Here is a 17,553-nt window from a genome sequence, read left to right as displayed (position 1 = left end):
CCGAAAGCCAAACCCCCTGGCAGGAAATCCAGCGCGCCGTCGTCGGTCAGCTCGAAACCGGCGCCGTCCTCGAACCCGCGGTCAAATACCAGCGCATCGCCCAGACAAAGGGCCTGCCCAGAGATAACCACTAGGACCAACAGGCCGCCGGCTCCGCAAGGGGCCGACGGTTTTCGCATGATCTGCACATGGGCGGTAAAGCGCCTTATTGTACGACAAAATAACGGCTGCTATGCACGCTGCCGGTAGAGGGGCGGAGCCATAGAAGCTTCCGCGCGTAGTGGAGAGGGAATTAGATGGCGATGGCCAAGACGTTTCTAAGCGCGGCGGTGGCGCTGCTGGCGATGGCGGCGAGCGCCCAGGCGGGCGAACTTTCCGCGACGGCGACCCTGAAGGCCGACAAGCCCGGTGCGCCGATCTCGCGCTATATCTACGGCCAATTCTCGGAACATCTGGGCGCGGGCATCTATGATGGCGTCTGGGTCGGCCCCGACTCCAAGATCCCCAACGTCCGCGGCATCCGCACGGACGTCGTCACGGCGCTGAAGGACATCAAGGTCCCGGTGATCCGCTGGCCGGGCGGCTGCTTCGCCGACGAGTACCGCTGGCGCGACGGCATCGGCCCGCGCGACAAGCGGCCCTCGCGCAAGAACAACTGGTGGGGCGGCTCGCCCGAGACCAACGCCTTCGGCACGCACGAATTCATGGACTTCGCCGAGCAGGTAGGCGCGGACCCCTACGTCTCGATCAACATGGGTTCGTCCGACCCGACCGAGATGCGCGAGTGGATCGAGTACATGATTTCGCCGGGCGACGACACCCTGGCGCAAGAGCGCCGCGCCAATGGCCGCGACAAGCCGTTCAAGGTGCCGTTCATCGGCATCGGCAATGAGAGCTGGGGCTGTGGCGGCGAGATGACGCCGGAGTACTACTCCAACGAATACCGCCGCTTCTCGGCCTTCTTCCACAAGAACGCCGACAATCCCGCGATGCGCGTCGCCTCGGGCGCCAACGCCGGCGACACCAACTGGACCGATGTGGTGACCAAGAACGCCGGCCGGTTCATGGACGCCATCTCGCTGCACTACTACACCCTGCCCACCGGCGAGTGGGACAAGAAGGGCGCGGCCACCGGCTTCGACAAGGCCGCCTGGGGGCAGACCTTCTCGCGCACGCTGAAGATGGACGACATCCTTCAGAAGCACATCGCGATCATGGACAAGAACGATCCCAAGAAGCGGATCGGTCTTTATGTCGACGAATGGGGCACCTGGTACGATGTCGAGCCAGGCACCAACCCTGGCCACCTCTATCAGCTGAACACCCTGCGCGACGGCGTTCTGGCGGCGGCCAACTTCAACATCTTCCATCGCTATACGGAGCGCGTGAAGATGACGAACATCGCCCAGACGATCAACGTGCTGCAGGCGATGATCCTGACCAAGGGCGACCAGATCGTTCTGACGCCGACCTATTACGCCTACAAGATGTACGTGCCGTTCCAGGACTCCACGGCGATCCCGCTGGACGTCACCGCGCCCGAGATCGACGTGGCTGGAACCAAGATCCCGGCCTTCAACGCCTCGGCGGCGAAGGGCAAGGACGGCAAGACCTATGTGGCGGTCGCCAACATGTCGCCGGATGACAGCGTCAAGCTCTCGGTGGCGCTGGGCGGCCTGAAGGCCAAGTCGGTGTCGGGCCAGGTAATGACCGCCGACAAGATGGACGCGATGAACGCCTTCGGAGCAAAGCCGACCGTGGCGCCGGTTCCGTTCAAGGGCGGCAAGATCGCCGGCGACACCCTGACGCTGGCCATTCCGGCCAAGTCCGTGGTGGTCGTCGCGCTCGACTAAGGGGCGAAAAGCCCATCTAAAAGAAGGCCGGGCGTGACCTTAAGAAAGGCGCGTCCGGCTTTTCGCGTGTTGGGAGGCTCGCGACATGACCTTGACCCGACGGTCCACGCTCGCGGCCCTGGGCGCCGCGTCCGCCATGGCCGCCACCTCGGCCCGCGCCGGGGCGGTGGCGCCTCTCCGGCTCTGGTATCGCCAACCGGCCAAGACATGGGTCGAGGCCTTGCCGGTCGGCTCGGGCAAGCTGGGCGCGATGGTGTTCGGCGGTGTCTCCGCCGAGCGGCTTCAGCTGAACGAGGACACTCTCTGGGCGGGCGGTCCTTATGTGGCGGACAATCCAGAAGCTCGCGCCGCCTTGCCGGAAATACGCCGGCTGATCGACTCAGGCGACTACGCCAAGGCCGCCCAGATCGCGGATGCCAAGTTCGTCGGTGTTCCGCGCAAGCAGATGTCCTACCAGACGATCGGCGACCTTAAGCTGGACTTTCCGGGACTGGTCGAACCGACTCGCTATGTCCGAGAGCTCGATCTCGATGGCGCCATCGCCATTACGCGCTTCACGGCGGGCGGCGTCGATCATGTTCGCGAAGTCATCGCCAGCGCGCCTGACGGCGTGATCGCCGTACGCCTGGCGGCGAGTGGGCGCGGCGCGATCAACCTCGATCTTAGCTTCGCCTCGCCGCTGCTGTCCAAGCCGGAGGCGGCGGTCGAGGGGCGTAGCCTGGTGCTGTCCGGCGCCAACGACAGCCAGCAAGGCATAGTCGCCAAGCTCAGGTTCGAGTGCCGCGTCGATGTTCGCGCCAAGGGCGGACGGGTGAGCGGGCAGGGCGGGGTCTTGTCGATCCGCGACGCCGACGAGGTCGTTTTGCTGATCGCCGCGGCCACCAGCTACCGCCGCTATGATGACGTCTCGGGCGATCCGACCGCTCTGAACAAGACGACGCTGGCGAAGCTGTCGCGCAAACCTTGGGCGAAGATCCTCGCCGATCACCAGGCCGATCATCGCGGCCTGTTCCGGCGCGTGGACGTCGACTTCGGCCGCACACGCGCCGATCTCCTGCCGACCGACGAGCGGATCAAGGCCTCGCCGACGACCGACGACCCATCGTTGGCGGCGCTGTACTACCAGTACGGCCGCTATCTGCTGATCGCCTGTTCGCGCACCGGAAGCCAGGCCGCGAACCTGCAAGGCGTCTGGAACGACAAGCCTTCCGCGCCGTGGGGCAGCAAGTACACGATCAACATCAACACCCAGATGAACTACTGGCCGGCCGAGCCGGGGAACCTGCCGGAGACGGTCGCGCCGTTGGTCGCTCTGGTGAAGGATCTGTCGGAGACCGGCGCGCGGACCGCCCAGGCGATGTACGGCGCGCGGGGCTGGGTGGCGCACCACAATACCGACCTCTGGCGAGCGACCGCGCCCGTGGATGGCGCGCCGTGGGGCGTCTGGCCGACCGGCGGCGCGTGGTTGTGCAAGCACCTGTGGGACCACTACGACTATGGCCGCGACCGGGCCTATCTGGCGCGCGTCTATCCGCTGATGAAGGGCTCGGCGCGGTTCTTCCTCGACACCCTGGTAGTGGATCCCAAGTTCGGGGTGCTGGTCACCAATCCCTCGCTCTCGCCCGAGAACGACCATGGCCACGGCGCCTCGATCGTGGCGGGCCCGACCATGGACCAGGCGATCATCCGCGACCTGTTCGACAACTGCCTGAGGGCCGAGGCTGTCCTCGGCGCGGATCCCGCCTTCGTCGCCGAACTGAAGGCGGCGCGCGACAAGCTGGCGCCGTACAGGATCGGCAAGGACGGGCAACTCCAGGAGTGGCAGGAGGATTGGGACGCCGACGCGCCCGACATCCACCACCGGCACGTCTCTCATCTCTATGGCCTGTTCCCGTCGGACCAGATCGCGATCGACACGACGCTGAAGCTGGCAGAGGCGGCCAGGAGGACCTTGGTGACGCGGGGCGATCTCTCGACCGGCTGGGCGATCGCCTGGAGGCTGAACCTGTGGGCGCGGCTGGGCGAGGGCGATCACGCCCACGGCATACTGCGGCTGCTGCTGGGACCGGAGCGCACCTATCCCAACATGTTCGACGCCCACCCGCCGTTCCAGATCGACGGCAATTTCGGTGGGACTTCGGGCATGACGGAGATGATCCTGCAGAGCCGCAACGACCGGATCTATCTGCTGCCGGCCCTGCCGTCGGCCTGGCCTACCGGCCATATCAAGGGTCTGCGGGCGCGCGGCGCGGTCGGCGTCGATGTCCGCTGGGCGGGGGGCAAGCTGGCCGAGGCGGTGCTGACGGCCAGTGCGGACGGCCGACACACCGTGGTGCTGGCCGGGTCAAGCCTGAGCCTCGCGCTTCGTAAGGGCCAGACGGCGCGCCTGGTGCTCCGCGATGGCGTTCTGACTCGGGCCGCCTAGCCGAGCGCATGGATGGCGCGGCGGCCGAACTTTAGCTAAGACCCGCCCCATGCTGCGTATTTCGGAACTGAAGCTGCCGCTGGACCATCCGCCGGAGGCCATGGCGCCGGCCATTGTCGCTCGCCTGGGGATCGAGGCCGATGAGCTGGTGAGCTACCAGATCGCCCGCCGCGCCAACGACGCGCGTCGGAAGTCGGCGATTCTGATGGTCTATTCAGTCGATGTCGTGCTGCGGGACGAAGCGGCCGTCCTGCGCCGCTTCGAGGGCGACCACCATGTCCGCGTGACGCCCGACACGAGCTACAGGTTCGTGGCCAAGGCGCCGGAGGGCTTCGACGGTCCGCGTCCCGTTGTCATCGGCGCGGGGCCCTGCGGCCTGTTCGCCGGCCTGATCCTGGCCCAGATGGGCTTGAAGCCGATCATCGTCGATCGCGGCAAGGTCGTGCGCGAGCGGACCAAGGACACCTGGGGTCTCTGGCGGCGCAGTGAGCTGAACCCGGAGTCCAACGTCCAGTTCGGCGAGGGCGGGGCGGGGACCTTCTCGGACGGCAAGCTCTACAGCCAGATCAAGGATCCGCGCTTCCTGGGCCGCAAGGTCCTGGAAGAGTTCGTCAAGGCCGGTGCGCCGGAGGAGATCCTGACCGAGGCCCACCCGCACATCGGCACCTTCCGCCTGGTGCACATGGTCGAGAACATGCGCGCCCTGATCGAGAGCCTGGGCGGCGAATATCGCTGGCAGCACCGGGTCGAGGACTTCGACATCGCGGTCGGCGAGGACGGCGTCCGCCGGATCAGGGGACTGCATATCGCCGGTCACGGCTACCTGCCGGCGCACCACGTGGTCATGGCCCTGGGTCATAGCTCGCGCGACACCTTCCAGGTGCTGTACGATCGCGGCGTCCACATCGAGGCCAAGCCGTTCTCGATCGGCGTGCGGATCGAGCATCCGCAGTCGTGGATCGACCGCGCGCGCTTTGGCGATTGCGCCGGTCACAAGGACCTTGGCGCCGCGGCTTACGCCATCTCGCACCACGCCAAGAACGGGCGGACGGTCTACAGCTTCTGCATGTGCCCGGGCGGCACGGTGGTCGCGGCGACCTCGGAGGCGGGCCGCGTCGTGACCAACGGCATGAGCCAGTATTCGCGCAACGAGCGGAACGCCAATTCCGGCTTCGTCGTCGACATCAATCCCGAGCAGGACTATCCGGGCCATCCGCTGGCCGGGGTCGAGTTCCAGCGCAAGTGGGAGAGCCTGGCGTTCGAGGCTGGCGGCGGGACCTACAAGGCGCCGGGGCAACTGGTCGGGGACTTCCTGGCGGGCCGGCCCTCGACCGAATTCGGAGCGGTGACGCCGTCCTACAAGCCAGGCGTCCACCTGACCGATCTCGCGAGATGCCTGCCGCCGTTCGCCATCGAGGCGATGCGTGAGGCGTTGCCGGTCTTCGGCCGCCAGATCCCGGGCTACGACCATCCGGACGTGGTGCTGACCGGAGTCGAGACCCGGACGTCCTCGCCGGTGCGCATCACGCGCGGCAAGGACTTCCAGAGCCTGAACACCGCCGGCCTCTATCCCGCCGGCGAAGGCGCAGGCTATGCTGGCGGCATCCTTTCGGCGGCGGTCGACGGCATCAAGGTCGCCGAAGCGGTAGCCGGGCAGTATGTGGCTGAGGGGCTGATCCCGGCCGCCTAATCATCGTCCCGGACGCTCGGCCAGCGATCCGGGACGACGGTTTGCCGCTTAGGCGGGCTCGCCTACCTGTTGAAGCGTCGGATAGTCGGTGTAACCGCGCGAGCCGTTCTCGAAGCCGTAAAAGGTGGTCGGATCGGGCGTGTTCAGCGCGGCGCCCGCCTTTAGCCGCTCCACCAGGTCCGGATTGGCGATATAGGCCTTGCCGAAGGCTATGGCGTCTGCCTTTCCGGCTTGGATCGCGGCGTTGGCGCTGGCCAGATCGAACTTCTCGTTGGCGATGTAGACGCCGCCGAAGGCCTTCTTCAGGTCCGGCCCCAGGCTGTCGGCCGCCTCGTATTCACGGGCCGAGACGAAGCCGATCTTGCGCTCGCCCAGGGCCTTGGCGACATAGCCGAAGGTCGCGGCGAGGTTGCTGTCGCCCATCGAGTGGCTGTCGGCGCGCGGCGCCAAGTGCACGCCGACGCGACCGGCGCCGAACACCGAGATCGCCGCGTCCGTGGCTTCCAGCAACAGGCGGGCGCGGTTCTCGATAGAGCCGCCGTACTGGTCGGTGCGCTGGTTGCTGCCGTCCTGCAGGAATTGGTCGAGCAGATAGCCGTTGGCGCCGTGCAGCTGCACGCCGTCGAAGCCGGCGGCCTGGGCGTTCTGCGCGCCCTGGCGGAAGGCCTCGACCACGCCGGCGACCTCCTCGGTCGAAAGGGCGCGCGGGGTGGGGTAGTCGCGCTGCGGGCGCAGCAGGCTGACATGACCCTTGGCGGCGATGGCGCTGGGCGCGACCGGAAGCTCGCCGTTCAGCAGCTCGGGATCGGAGATCCGACCGACGTGCCAGATCTGCATGAAGATGCGGCCGCCCTTGTCGTGCACGGCCTTGGTGACCTGCTTCCAGGCTTCGGTCTGCTCTTTCGACCAGATGCCCGGAACGCCGGCGTAACCCACGCCCTGCGGCGAAACGGGGACGCCCTCGCTGATCAGCAGGCCGGCCGAAGCGCGCTGGGCGTAGTACTCGGCCATCAGGGCGTTGGGGATGTGGGTCGGACCGGCGCGCAGCCGGGTCAGCGGCGCCATGACGGCGCGATTGGGCAGGTTGAGATCGCCGACGCGCAGCGGGTCGAACAGATTGGGCATCCGAGACTGTCCCTTGGATAGGGGCGCCGACCCTCCGTCGGCGTCTGCCAGCTATCTGGGGACGCGCTCACCTATCGCAACCGGAACAGGTTCTATTTCATCTGAAGGCCGGTCGGACAAAATCTGAAGCTATGCGGGCTTGAGCTCTTGCAGCATCGTCGGGATCAGTTCCGACACCGTCGGGTGGATGTGCACCGCCCGCGAGATCACCGTGTACGGCGCCTTGGCGTACATCAGGTCGATCATGCCGTGGATCGCCTCGTCGCCGTTCAGGCCCAGGATCGCCGCGCCCAGGATCTGTTTGGTCTCGGCGTCGACGACCACCTTCATGAAGCCCTTCGTTTCGCCCTTCTCGACCGCGCGCCCCACGCGGGTCATCGGCCGCTTGCCGACCAGCAGCGGGCGACCCGTGGCCCGGGCCTCGGCCTCGGTCATGCCGACCCGGCCCAGCGGCGGATCGATGAACAGGCCGTAGCAGGCGATCCGGTCGCTGACCTTGCGCGGGTCGTCGTCCAGTAGGTTGGCGGCGACGATCTCGAAATCGTTATAGGCGGTGTGGGTGAAGGCGCCCTTGCCGTTGCAGTCGCCCATCGCCCAGATCCCCGGGACGTTGGTCCGCAACTGTTCGTCGACCACGACGTAGCCGCGCTTATCCGTCTGGACCCCGGCGGCGGCCAGGTTCAGGTCGTCGGTGTTCGGCCGGCGTCCGACCGCCAGCAGCACATGCGATCCGGTCACCTGCGGCTCGCCCACCTTGCAGGTGACATGCACGCAGACACCGTCGTCGTGCGGGGAAAAGCGGATGCATTCGGCGTTGAGCCGGACGGTGATCCCCTCGGCCTCCAGGATCTCGCGGATGGCGTCGGAAATCTCCGGATCTTCTCGGCCAATCAGCCGCGGCCCCATCTCGACGACCGTCACCTGACTGCCGAACCGGCGGAACATCTGGGCGAACTCCAACCCGATGTAGCTGCCGCCGACGATCACGAGGTGCTCGGGCAGGGCGTCGACCTGCATCATGCCGACATTGGTGAGATAGGGCACATCGTCGACGCCCGGCATCTCCGGGACGTTGGCGCGGCCGCCGACGTTCAGGAAGATCTTCGGCGCGGCGAGCAGGTCGTCGCCCACGCGGAGGGTGTCGGCGCATTCGAACCGGGCGTGGCCTTGAAACACCGTGCAGCCCGTCATGCCGCGCAGCCAGGTCTCGACCCCGCCGCGCGCGTTCTTGACCACGGCCTGCTGTCGCGCCCAGACGCGTTTCATGTCGACGCCGACGGGGCCCTCAAGCACGACGCCATAGTCCTCGGCGCGACGCGCCAGATGCGCCGCATAGGCGCTGGCGACCAGGGTCTTGGTCGGCATGCAGCCGGTGTTCACGCAGGTGCCGCCGAAGTCCTTGCGCTCGACAACGGCCACGGATTGGCCCGCGGCGGTCAAGCGACCGGCCAGCGATGGGCCGGCCTGGCCGGCGCCGATAATGATGGCGTCGAAGCGCTGCGGCGCGCTCATCGGGCCAAAGCTACAATCGCCAGGGCGCCGCCGATGGCGATGGCGTCTTCGATCAGCGCCGCCGGCCGATCATGGCCGAACCGGGCGGCCAGACGTGCGCGGACCTCGGCCCCGCCCAGGGTCCCGATCACCGCCCCCAGCGCGCCGATCGCGGCGCCGCGCAGCCAGTGACCGCTCGGCATCATCAGGGCGCCGCCGCTGAAGGCGCCCGTGGCGACGCGAGTCGCGAACTGCGGAGGGACCTTTCGGCTCGGTGTCTGGGGGAGTTGGTCACCGACCAGCTCCAGCGCCGCCAAGGCGGTGAGGATAAGGACAGGTACAAGGCCTCCCAGCCAAGCCAGCGGCCAGCCGGGGAGGGGCAGCCAGCCCAGCCGAGCCGCCCAGGCGACGGCCGCTGGCGCGGTCATCGCCCGCAAGCCCGCGACCAATCCGATCAGCAGCGCGAAGAGATAGAGCGCCATGGACAGTCCCCGAATTGCGCGCGCGATATTCACGCGACGATATCAGAGGCGAGAAGGCGATTATTGCAAGTTCTGATCGTGGCGAACGCTTCGCGGCGACGTCAGGCGCTCAAGGCTTCGAAAGCTTGGGCGAGGTCGGCCTTGAGGTCTTCGACGCCTTCCAGGCCCACATGGAACCGCAGCAGCGGCCCTTCCAGGTTCACTGGAATGGAGCGGAACGTCAGCTGCGGGTCACAGTGCAAGGCGAGGCTCTCATACCCGCCCCACGAGAAGCCCAGGCCGAACAGCTTGAGGCGATCGAGGAAAGCCTTGGCCGCGCTCTGTGTGCAGGGCTTCAGCACCACGCCGAACAGGCCGCAGGCGCCGGTGAAGTCGCGCTTCCAGATCGCATGACCCGGATCGTCGGGGAGGGCGGGGTGCAGCACGCGCGACACCTCCGGGCGCGCTTGCAGCCAGCGGGCCACCTCCAGGCCGTTTTCTTGATGGCGGGGCAGGCGCGTGGCTAGGGTCCTTAAGCCCCGCAGCATGGTGTAGGCGTCGTCGGGCGACACCGACCAGCCGATGTCCCACATGGCTTCGCCCAGCAGCGCCGCGACCGCCTTGTCCGAGGTCGCGACCGAGCCCATGAAGCAGTCCGAGTGACCGCCGACATATTTGGTCAGCGCCTGGACGCTGAGAGTCACGCCGTGCGCGAGCGGCTTAAAGTAGAAGCCGGCCGCCCAGGTGTTGTCGATCAGGGTCATGATCCCGCGCGCGTTCGCCGCCTGGGCGATGGCGGGGATGTCCTGCATCTCGAAGGTCAGAGAGCCCGGCGCCTCCAGCACGATCAGCCGCGTTCGCGGCGACGTCAGGGCCATCAGGGCGTCGGCGTCTAGGGCCGGGTCGTAATAGGTCGTGGTGACGCCGAAACGGGCGAGCAGCCGATCGCAGAAGCGTCGGGTCGGCTTGTAGGCGCTGTCGACCACCAGCACCTCGTCGCCCGCCTTCAGCACCGCCAGCAACGCCCCGGTGATCGCCGCCAGGCCGGAGGGGTACAGCGTGACGTCCTCGGCGCTTTCCAGGTCGGCCAGGGCGGCCTGCAGGGCGCTGGGGGTTGCGAGGCCTGTGATGCCGTAGGTCAGCTGATCATCGTCGTACAGCGATGCCGCATCGCGCAGCAGCACGGTCGAGCCCCGTTGGATCGGCGGATTGACCGTCTTGGCCAGGGTATGATTGGCCAGGCCCGTGCGGATCAGGCGGGTTTCTTCGTCCATCGAGATACTCTTACGCTAGGCCGCCGGACCCGTGGCGACGGGTGTGTCGGCGAGACCTCCCCACTCGGTCCAGGAGCCGTCGTAGACCGCCGAGCGCGGCCTGCCCATCCGCGCCAGGGCCAGGGCGACCACCGAGGCCGTGATGCCCGAGCCGCAGGTCGAGACGATCGGCTTGTTGATGTCCACGCCGGCCGTCTCGAAGACTGTCTTCAGCTTGTCGGCCGACAGCATCGTGCCATCGGGCGCGATCATCGCCGCGAGTGGGATGTTGCGGGCGCCGGGCATATGGCCGCCGCGCAGGCCGGCGCGGGGTTCCGGATCGCGGCCCTCGAAGCGGCCGGCGGCGCGGGCGTCGATGATCTGCTCGCGGCCGCTGGAGACGATCTCGCGCATCTGCTCCAGCGAGCGGTAGATGTCGGCCTGGTAGCGCGGCGTGAAGTGGCGCTCCTGAGGCGCGGCGGGGCCGTCCTCGATCGGGCGGCCTTCGGAAATCCATTTGGGCAAGCCGCCGTCCAGCACCACGACGTCCTCATGGCCCATGGCGCGGAAGTGCCACCAGGCGCGCGCGGCCGGCAGGATGCCGGTGGTGTCGTAGACGACGATCCGCGAGCCGTCGCCCAGGCCCAGCTTCTTGACCCGCGAGGCGAACTTCACCGGCGTCGGGATCATGTGCGGCAGGTCGCTGGTCTCGTCCGAGATGTCGTCGATGTCGAAGAACACCGCGCCCGGGATGTGGGCGGCCAGGAATTCCTTGTACGGCTCGCGCTGGGCGGCCGGCATGTGCCACGAGGCGTCGACGACCCGCACGTCCGGCGCGTCGAGATGCTCGGCCAGCCAGGCGGTGGAGACCAGCGGATCGGACGGAGTGCTCATGTCGACGCCTTTCTGGGGGATGACTCGCCCCCGCTTCGAGACGCCGGCAACATCGCCGTGCAAGCGCCTCGTCGCAAGCTACATCCAAGGCGGTGTCGGCAGACCCTTTTCCTTAAGGAAGGCGGGGTTGAACAGTTTGGATTGGTAGCGCGAGCCGTGGTCGCAGAGGATGGTCACGATCGTATGGCCGGGACCCAGTTCCTTGGCCAGCTTCACCGCGCCGGCGATGTTGATCCCGGCCGACCCGCCCAGGCACAGGCCCTCGTGCATGACGAGATCGTAAAGCACCTCGAGCATCTTCTCGTCGGAGACGCGGAAGGGATGGTCGATCGTCAGGCCTTCGAGGTTGCCGGTGACCCGACCCTGGCCGATGCCCTCGCTGATCGAATTGCCTTCGGACTTCAGCTCGCCGTCCTTGTACCAGCTGTACAGCGACGCGCCGTGCGGGTCGGCGAGGCCGATCTTCACCTCGGGCTTGCGCTCGCGCAGGGCCGCGGCGACGCCGGCCAGGGTGCCGCCTGAGCCGACAGCGCAGATGAAGCCGTCGACCTTACCGTCTGTCTGCGCGAAGATTTCCGGGCCGGTGGCCAGGTAATGCGCCTCGCGATTGGCGGTGTTGTCAAACTGGTTGGCCCAGATCACGCCGTTGGGTTCGGTCGCCGCAAGTTCCTCGGCCAAGCGCCCGGAATAGCGGACGTAGTTGCCGGGGTTCGAATAGGGGACCGCATCGACCTCGACCAGCTCGGCGCCCAGCAGGCGGATGGCGTCCTTCTTCTCCTGGCTCTGGGTGCGCGGGATGACGATGGTGGTCTTGTAGCCCAGGGCCGAGGCGACCATGGCCAGGCCAATGCCGGTGTTGCCGGCGGTGCCTTCGACGATGCGGCCGCCGGGCCTCAGCAATCCTCGCGCCTCGGCGTCGCGGATGATGCCGAGCGCGGCGCGGTCCTTGACCGACTGGCCGGGGTTCATGAACTCGGCCTTGCCGAGGATCTCGCAGCCGGTCGCCTCGCTGACGCGGCGCAGGCGGATCAGGGGCGTGTCGCCGATGGCGTCGAGGACGCTGGGGAGGACGGTCATGATTTCACCTGCGGGGTCGGGCTGGCATGGTAGATCGTGCGCGGGCCGCGCGACGCAAGCCCAGTTTTCCTGAAGACGAGAGGTTCGGGGTGAGCAATTCGCGAGGCGTTCTGCGACTGGTGTTGGGCGACCAGCTGTCGGAAGACCTGTCGGCGTTGCGCGATATCGACCCCGCGCGCGATGTCGTGCTGATGGTCGAGAGCATCGCCGAGGCCACCGCCTGGAAGCATCATAAGCAGAAGCTCGTTCTCGTTTGGTCGGCCATGCGCCAGTTCGCTGAGCGGCTGCGCGCCAAGGGGCTGAGCGTTCGCTACGTCACACTCGACGATCCCGCCAACACGCTCACTATCGCCGGCGAGGTGACCCGCGCGCTGGGCGAGGGCGCTTTCGACCGCGTGGTGCGCACCGCCTGCGGCAAATGGGGACTGGAAGAGGCCCTGCTTTCGCTGGATATCGGCGTCCCGGTCGAGACGCGCGAGGACGACCGCTTCCTCTGCTCTCGCGCTGAATTCTCCGGTTGGGCCGAGGGGCGGCGCGAACTGCGGATGGAGTTCTTCTATCGCGAGATGCGCCGCCGCACGGGTCTCTTGATGGAGGGCGACAAGCCGGCCGGCGGTCGGTGGAATTTCGATCCCGAGAACCGCAAGAAGCTGCCCAAGGGCGTGCGGCCGCCTCAGCGTCTTCGGACTCCGCCGAACGCGACGACGAAGGCTGTGATCGAGATGGTCTCGAAGGGCTTCGACGACCATTTCGGAACGCTCGACGCGTTCGGCTGGCCGACCAATCCGGAAGAGGCCGAGGCGGCTTTGGAGCATTTCCTCGCGGACATGCTGCCGGAGTTCGGCGACTGGCAGGACGCCATGGCCTGGGAGCAGCCGTTCCTGTGGCACGGCTTGATTTCGCCGGCCTTGAATATCGGCCTGCTGGATCCGCTGGACGTCTGCCGCCGCGCCGAGGCGGCCTGGCGCGAAGGGCGGGCGCCGCTGAACGCCGTCGAGGGCTTCATCCGCCAGATCATCGGCTGGCGCGAGTTCGTGCGCGGCGTCTACTGGCTGAAGATGCCGGAATACGGCCGCCGCAACGCCCTGGAGGCCGAGGGCAAGCTGCCGTGGTTCTACTGGACCGGTGAGACCGACATGGCCTGCGTCGCCGACGCGGTGCGCTCGGCCCGCGATCACGCCTACGCTCACCACATCCAGCGGCTGATGGTCACCGGCAACCTCGCCATGCTGCTGGGCGTGCATCCCGACGCGGTCGACGACTGGTACATGGTGGTGTTCGCCGACGCCTATGAGTGGGTCGAGATGCCCAACACGCGCGGCATGGCCACGTTCGCCGACGGCGGCATCGTCGGCTCCAAGCCCTACGCGGCCAGCGGCGCCTACATCGACCGGATGAGCGACTACTGCAAAGGCTGTCGCTACGACGTCAAGCAGCGGCTGGGCGATGACGCCTGTCCGTTCAACGCCCTCTACTGGGACTTCATCGATCGCCACGCCCAGCGCCTGGCTGGCAACGGCAGGATGCTGATGCCGCTGAAGACGCTGAACGGCATGGACCAGGATGAGCGCCAAGCCTTCCGACAAAAGGCCGCGGCGCTTCGAACCGCGATGGGCGTCTAGCCTCGGCTCAGCCCCAGCTGGATGACATTGGTCCGCTCGGTGCGGAAGCCTGCCTCGCAGTAGCTGAGATAGAACCGCCACAGGCGCCGGAAGCGCTCGTCGAAGCCGTCCTTGCGGATCTCGTGCCAGGCCGCCTCGAACTGGCGGCCCCATTCCGCGAGGGTATCCGCATAGTTCTGGCCGAAACGCTTGAGATCGCTCCATTCCAGGCCCGCGCGCTCGGTCTCTTCCTTAAGGCGCGCCTCGCTGGGCAGCATGCCGCCCGGGAAGATGTAGCGCTGGATGAAGTCGGTGCGGCTGCGATAGTCGCTGAACAGCTCGTCGCGGATGGTGATGATCTGCAGGCCCGCGCGGCCGCCCGGGACCAGCACCTCGCGGATCTTGCCGAAATAGGCGGGCCAGTATTCCTCGCCCACGGCCTCGAACATCTCGATGGAGGCCACCGCGTCGAAGCGGCCCTCGACGTCGCGGTAGTCTACGAGACGGATGTCGGCCTTTTCGGAAAGGCCCTGCTCGAACAGGCGCTTCCTGGCGAAATCGTACTGCGCCTGGGAGATGGTGATGCCGGTGACCTTGGCCCCGACCTCCTTAGCGGCGAACTCGGCGAAGCCGCCCCAGCCGCAGCCTATCTCCAGCACGTGCTTGCCGGGCGCCAGGCCGATGGTCTTGGCCAGGGCCGCGTACTTGGCGCGCTGGGCGTCGGGCAGCGGCTGGTCGGGATGCTCGTACAGCGCCGACGAATAGGTCATCGTCGGGTCCAGCCAGCGCGAATAGAAATTGTTGCCCAGATCGTAGTGGGCGTGGATGTTCCGCTTCGAGCCGGAGCGGCTGTTGCGATTGAACAGGTGATAGATCGCGTTCAGCGCCCGCATGATCGGGTTGCCGGAATGCAGCCCCGCCAGCCGGTCGAAGTTCAGCGAGAAGGCCTCGAGCACGGTCGACAGGTCGGGCGTGTCCCACTCGCCGGCCATGAAGCCCTCGGCGAAACCGATGTCGCCCGAAAGCAGGGCGCGGCGAACGAAATTGTAGTCGCGGATGCGAATGGTCGCGTCGGGACCGTCCTTGCGGCCCTTGACCGCCAAGGCCTTGCCGGTGGGCAGGATGAAGGTCAGCGACCCCGCCTCCCAGTTCTCGGCCGCGATGCGAACGGCGGAACGGAAGGCGGCCGGAGCGGACTTCAGATCGGGATCATTCCAGAGCGCAGTTTCCAAGGCGGGGCCTCGCTTCCGGTGACGCGTTACTTAACGCCGTTAACCACCGTCTCGTAAAGCCCTCGCTCGTCTAGAGGCTGTGATAGGCCTCCAGGGCGCGCTCGCGCGCTTTGGCGTGGTCAACGATCGGTTTGGCATAGATACGCCTCGCCGCCGGAGACAGATGGAGCGGGCGCTCCCATGGCTTGTGGATAAAATCGTCGGGAACGCCCGCGAGTTCCGGAACCCAGCGCCGAACATAGGCGCCTCGCGGGTCGAACTTCTCGCCCTGGCTGATCGGATTGAAGATCCGGAAGTAAGGGGCGGCGTCGGCGCCGCTGCCGGCGGTCCACTGCCAATTGCCGACATTGTTGGCCAGATCCGCGTCGACCAACGTGTCCCAGAACCAGGCTTCGCCCTCGCGCCAGTCGATCATCAGGTGCTTGATCAGGAACGAGGCGACGATCATCCGCACGCGATTGTGCATGAAGCCGGTGATCCAGAGTTCGCGCATGCCGGCGTCGACGATCGGATAGCCGGTTTCGCCCTTGCGCCAGGCCTCCAATGCGGCGTGGTCCTTGGCCCAGGGAAAGCCATCGAACTCCGGCTTGAAGTTGCGGCTGGGTAGGTCCGGCCAGTGGAACAGGATGGAGTGGTTGAACTCGCGCCAGCCGATCTCTGACAGGAACTTGTCGGCCTGCGCCGTCGGAATGTCGCCCGCCTCGGCGGCGTTGCGAGCCGCGAGCCAGACCTGGCGCGGGCCGATCTCGCCAAAGTGCAGGTGCGGCGACAGGCGCGAGGTCGCCGGCGCCGAGGGAATGTCGCGCTTCTCGCCATAGCCGGTGATCGGGCCGGACAGGAAGGCGTCGAGCCGCGCCTTCGCGCCCGCCTCGCCGGGCGTCCAGATATCGAAGCCCTTGGACCAGTCGGGCTTGCTCGGGTGGAGGCCCCAGTCGGCTGGTTTGTCGCTCGGCGTCGCCTTGTCCAAGCATCTCAAGACCTTCGGCGCGGCTTCTACTGTGACGTCGCTCAGATGCTCGCGCGCCGCGCGCCAGTAGGGGGTGAAGACCTTGTATGGTTGGCCCGAACCGTTCTGGACCGTCCAGGGCTCGTTCAGCAGGCCGGTGTTGAAGCTCTGGCAATCGACGCCATCGTCCTTCAGGCGCGCCTTGATCGCCGCGTCGCGATCGATGCTGGCCTTGTCATAGAGCCGGTTCCACAGCACGTAGGTGGCGCCCGTCTCGACGATCAAGGCGTCCAGGGCCTCGGCGGCGACGCCCCGACGGAGCACCAGTCTATTGCCAAGCTTCTCAAGTTCTTGGGCCAGGCTCTTAAGCGACTTGTCGAGCCACCAAAGCGAGGCCGCGCCCATCGGCCGGACACCCGGCGTCTCGTCGAGGATGTAGAGGCACACCACCGGTCGGCCGCTGTCGGCGGCATGGCGCAGCGCGGGATTGTCGGCTATGCGCAGGTCCTTGCGGAACCAAACGATGACGGCGCCGGGGTTCGCCTCGCTGTCGCCAGAGTCTTTCCGCACTTGCACCGTCCCGCCCGAAGGGTCACCTCTTGGGCGCCCAAAGCCTCTAATACGCCGGAAGTATCGCCTTGGATCAGCCGCAAGCCGTCGCCCCCAACGCCGTCGTCGAGATCAAGACCCCGACCGGCGCGCCCGTTCGTATCGGCAATGGCGAGCGGCTGTCGATCATCGCCGGGCCGTGCCAGATGGAGAGCCGTCAGCACGCCCTGGAAACCGCCCATGCGCTCAAGGAGATGGCGCAACGTCTTGGCGTGGGGATGATCTACAAGACCTCCTACGACAAGGCCAACCGCACCTCGGCCAACGCGCAGCGCGGCATCGGCCTGAAGGACAGCCTGCCGATCTTCCAGGAAATCCGCGAGGCGACCGGCCTGCCGACCCTGACCGACGTTCACGAGACCAGCCACTGTCCGATCGTGGCCGAGGCGGTCGACGTGATCCAAATCCCGGCCTTCCTGTGCCGCCAGACCGACCTGCTGCTGGCCGCCGCCGCCACCGGTCGGGCGATCAACATCAAGAAGGGCCAGTTCCTGGCGCCCTGGGACATGAAGAACGTCATCGCCAAGGTGACCGGCGCGGGCAATCCCAACGTCATGGCCTGCGAGCGCGGCGTCTCGTTCGGCTACAACACCCTGGTCAGCGACATGCGCAGCCTGCCGATCATGAAGGAGATCGGCTGCCCGGTGGTCTTCGACGCCACCCACAGCGTTCAGCAGCCGGGCGGGCAGGGAACCTCGTCGGGCGGCCAGCGCGAGTTCGTGCCGGTTCTGGCCCGCGCCGCCGTCGCCGTGGGCGTGGCCTGCGTCTTCATGGAGACCCACCCCGATCCGGACAAGGCCCCGTCGGACGGCCCCAACATGGTGCCGATGAGCCAGTTCGAGGCGCTGGTCGCCAACCTGCTCGAGTACGACGCCCTGACCAAGCGCGCGGCCTAG

At 67.1% G+C, this 17,553-nt stretch carries 14 protein-coding genes; 6 read left to right on the top strand and 8 right to left on the bottom strand.

Features of this window, described 5'->3' with window-relative positions; all coding sequences use genetic code 11:
• From DI526_RS13230 to DI526_RS13215, 4 genes are all read left to right on the top strand, one after another.
• On the top strand, positions 1–134 hold a 134-nt coding region (locus tag DI526_RS13230; protein ID WP_304278640.1), incomplete at its 5' end, for a hypothetical protein.
• A 168-nt stretch (positions 135–302) separates the two neighbouring features.
• Positions 303–1,853, top strand: a complete 1,551-nt coding sequence (locus DI526_RS13225) for an alpha-N-arabinofuranosidase (protein ID WP_304278637.1) — start codon at positions 303–305, stop codon at positions 1,851–1,853.
• Positions 1,854–1,938: 85 nt separating this feature from the next.
• Entirely contained in the window at positions 1,939–4,278 is a 2,340-nt protein-coding gene (locus tag DI526_RS13220) for a glycoside hydrolase family 95 protein (protein ID WP_304278628.1), read from the top strand.
• Positions 4,279–4,327: 49 nt separating this feature from the next.
• Positions 4,328–5,968, top strand: a complete 1,641-nt coding sequence (locus DI526_RS13215; protein WP_304278626.1) for an NAD(P)/FAD-dependent oxidoreductase — start codon at positions 4,328–4,330, stop codon at positions 5,966–5,968.
• Positions 5,969–6,016: 48 nt separating this feature from the next.
• Here the strand turns inward: DI526_RS13215 and DI526_RS13210 are convergent, their stop codons facing one another.
• From DI526_RS13210 to DI526_RS13185, 6 genes are all read right to left on the bottom strand, one after another.
• Positions 6,017–7,093 carry an alkene reductase gene (locus DI526_RS13210; protein WP_304278623.1) on the bottom strand — a complete coding sequence of 359 codons (1,077 nt, stop codon included), beginning with the start codon at positions 7,091–7,093 and terminating at the stop codon, positions 6,017–6,019.
• 129 nt (positions 7,094–7,222) lie between these two features.
• Positions 7,223–8,605, bottom strand: a complete 1,383-nt coding sequence (locus DI526_RS13205) for an FAD-containing oxidoreductase (RefSeq protein WP_304278620.1) — start codon at positions 8,603–8,605, stop codon at positions 7,223–7,225.
• Positions 8,602–9,066, bottom strand: coding sequence for a DUF4126 family protein (locus tag DI526_RS13200; RefSeq protein WP_304278617.1), 465 nt, complete (start codon positions 9,064–9,066; stop codon positions 8,602–8,604). The genes DI526_RS13205 and DI526_RS13200 overlap by 4 nt, the downstream gene beginning before the upstream one ends.
• 101 nt (positions 9,067–9,167) lie before the next feature.
• Positions 9,168–10,319 (bottom strand): cystathionine beta-lyase, encoded by a 1,152-nt coding sequence (gene metC, locus DI526_RS13195; protein ID WP_304278615.1) that lies wholly within the window; start codon positions 10,317–10,319, stop codon positions 9,168–9,170.
• A gap of 15 nt (positions 10,320–10,334) precedes the next feature.
• Entirely contained in the window at positions 10,335–11,192 is an 858-nt protein-coding gene (gene sseA, locus DI526_RS13190; protein WP_304278612.1) for a 3-mercaptopyruvate sulfurtransferase, read from the bottom strand.
• Between the two features lie 78 nt (positions 11,193–11,270).
• Entirely contained in the window at positions 11,271–12,269 is a 999-nt protein-coding gene (locus tag DI526_RS13185; protein ID WP_304278609.1) for a cysteine synthase A, read from the bottom strand.
• 89 nt (positions 12,270–12,358) lie between these two features.
• Here DI526_RS13185 and DI526_RS13180 point away from each other — a divergent pair, with 89 nt between their 5' ends.
• Positions 12,359–13,891: a cryptochrome/photolyase family protein gene (locus tag DI526_RS13180; RefSeq protein ID WP_304278607.1), complete on the top strand. Its 1,533-nt coding sequence runs from the start codon at positions 12,359–12,361 to the stop codon at positions 13,889–13,891.
• On the opposite strand, the gene DI526_RS13175 is transcribed toward DI526_RS13180, so the two are convergent.
• The gene (locus tag DI526_RS13175; RefSeq protein WP_304278604.1) at positions 13,888–15,102 is read right to left on the bottom strand and encodes a cyclopropane-fatty-acyl-phospholipid synthase family protein; all 1,215 of its coding nucleotides are present in this window, start codon (positions 15,100–15,102) and stop codon (positions 13,888–13,890) included. The two genes, DI526_RS13180 and DI526_RS13175, sit on opposite strands and share 4 nt — an antisense overlap.
• Before the next feature lie 70 nt (positions 15,103–15,172).
• Positions 15,173–16,624 carry a deoxyribodipyrimidine photo-lyase gene (locus DI526_RS13170; RefSeq protein ID WP_304278602.1) on the bottom strand — a complete coding sequence of 484 codons (1,452 nt, stop codon included), beginning with the start codon at positions 16,622–16,624 and terminating at the stop codon, positions 15,173–15,175.
• 62 nt (positions 16,625–16,686) lie between these two features.
• On the opposite strand from DI526_RS13170, the gene kdsA reads away from it, so the two are divergent.
• Positions 16,687–17,553 carry a 3-deoxy-8-phosphooctulonate synthase gene (kdsA, locus tag DI526_RS13165; protein WP_099535332.1) on the top strand — a complete coding sequence of 289 codons (867 nt, stop codon included), beginning with the start codon at positions 16,687–16,689 and terminating at the stop codon, positions 17,551–17,553.

The organism is Caulobacter segnis, from assembly GCF_003243465.1.
Taxonomy (GTDB): Bacteria; Pseudomonadota; Alphaproteobacteria; order Caulobacterales; family Caulobacteraceae; genus Caulobacter; species Caulobacter segnis_A.
This window is presented reverse-complemented; position numbering and strand designations above follow the sequence as displayed.

Coding starts and splice junctions, on each gene's coding strand:
- DI526_RS13225 (WP_304278637.1), top strand. CDS start 303: ATGGCCAAGACGTTTCTAAGCGCGGCGGTGGCGCTGCTGGCGATGGCG.
- DI526_RS13220 (WP_304278628.1), top strand. CDS start 1,939: ATGACCTTGACCCGACGGTCCACGCTCGCGGCCCTGGGCGCCGCGTCC.
- DI526_RS13215 (WP_304278626.1), top strand. CDS start 4,328: ATGCTGCGTATTTCGGAACTGAAGCTGCCGCTGGACCATCCGCCGGAG.
- DI526_RS13210 (WP_304278623.1), bottom strand. CDS start 7,093: ATGCCCAATCTGTTCGACCCGCTGCGCGTCGGCGATCTCAACCTGCCC.
- DI526_RS13205 (WP_304278620.1), bottom strand. CDS start 8,605: ATGAGCGCGCCGCAGCGCTTCGACGCCATCATTATCGGCGCCGGCCAG.
- DI526_RS13200 (WP_304278617.1), bottom strand. CDS start 9,066: ATGGCGCTCTATCTCTTCGCGCTGCTGATCGGATTGGTCGCGGGCTTG.
- metC (WP_304278615.1), bottom strand. CDS start 10,319: ATGGACGAAGAAACCCGCCTGATCCGCACGGGCCTGGCCAATCATACC.
- sseA (WP_304278612.1), bottom strand. CDS start 11,192: ATGAGCACTCCGTCCGATCCGCTGGTCTCCACCGCCTGGCTGGCCGAG.
- DI526_RS13185 (WP_304278609.1), bottom strand. CDS start 12,269: ATGACCGTCCTCCCCAGCGTCCTCGACGCCATCGGCGACACGCCCCTG.